Origin of the sequence: Devosia insulae DS-56, from assembly GCF_000970465.2 — a bacterium.
Taxonomy (GTDB): Bacteria; Pseudomonadota; Alphaproteobacteria; order Rhizobiales; family Devosiaceae; genus Devosia_A; species Devosia_A insulae.
On sequence record NZ_LAJE02000331.1, the window covers coordinates 1 to 1,424 of the forward strand.

At 64.4% G+C, this 1,424-nt stretch carries 1 protein-coding gene; it reads left to right on the forward strand.

All coding sequences use genetic code 11. The features are described from left to right. Positions 1-83: 83 nt before the first annotated feature. A partial coding sequence (locus VW23_RS21855; protein ID WP_069911613.1) for an IS4 family transposase occupies positions 84-1,424 on the forward strand: 1,341 nt, incomplete at its 3' end.

Here is a 1,424-nt window from a genome sequence, read left to right on the forward strand (position 1 = left end):
GGGCTACGGCATGCACGGAAGTGGTTTGGGGTCATCGGCGAGCTGTGATTCAAGGTGGCATTGCCAACTTGGAGGTCATTGGGATGCCGTTTGCGATCGGGGATGTGCGAGTAGCTGAGCGCGGTGAGTGGCTTATTGATCGGATCGTTGCGACTGGTTCTCTGGTGATCCGCAAGATCGGGGAAGACCGGGCTGGCGAGATGGCGGTGCATCGCTTCCTGTCGTCGCCGTATGTCTCGGTCAGCTCGATTGCTGAGACGGTTGCAGCGCGGACTGCGCAGCACTGCGTTGGGCGGCACATCGTGGCGGTGCAGGACAGCAGCGAGATCAACTTCAAGGACCGCAGCGCTCGGCGGCGTGGCTTGGGGGCGGGCGGCAATGGTCGCGATGCCGGGTTCTTCCTGCATCCTGTGATTGCGGTAGATGCGCAAGACGAGGCGGTGATCGGCCTGTTGGGGGCGCAGATCTGGACCCGCGGCCAGGCCAAGGTTGCACCGCGCCGTGACCGCTCGATCACGGACAAGGAATCGATGCGCTGGCTGGACGGCTGTAACAGCACGGCCGAGCTTTTGGGTGAAGCGGCCTCGGTGACCATGATCGCCGACCGCGAGAGCGATATCTATGAGCTGTTCAGCGGCCGTCCGGACAGACTTGAGTTGATCGTCCGTTCGGCCCAGGACCGCAGCCTTGCCGATGGCGGTCGGCTGTTTGCAGCCCTGACAGAGGCTGGAGAGCTTTGCCGACGCAGCATCAGGGTAGCGCCGCAGCGTCCGGGTGATCCTGGGCGCACGGCGCTCTTGGCCATCAAGGCTGGTTGTGTGCGCATCGCGCGGCCGAACAGCCGCAAGGCATCTTCCGGCCTGCCGGACGACATCACCCTGACCTTGGTCGAGGCGGTCGAGATCGATCCGCCCAACCCCAAGCAGGCTATCGTGTGGCGCCTGTTGACCACCCACCCGGCAACCAACGCCGAGCAAGCTGAGGCCATCATCGACCGGTATCGGCTACGTTGGCGCATCGAGCAGGTCTTCCGCGCCCTCAAGAGCGACGGCATCCAGCTCGATGACACCCAGCTGGCCGATGCCGAACGCCTGTTCATCCTGGCCGCCATGGGACTGGCCGCTGCCGTGCGCACCATCCAGCTCGTGGATGCCCGCGACGGCAGCTCGCGGCCCACTACCGACGTCATCGATCCAACCCTCATGGCTGGCCTGCAAGCCATCTCCAGGTCTAAGGAGGGCGGCACTGCCAAGCAAAAGAACCCCCACCCTCCGCAATCCCTGGCCTTCGTCGCCTGGGTCGCCGCCCGCCTGGGCGGATGGAACTGCTATGGCAAGCCACCGGGACCAAAAACCATGCAAAACGGCTGGCGAGAACTCGCCGCCATGCTCACCGGCATCGCCATCGCCCTGCACGATGCAAAT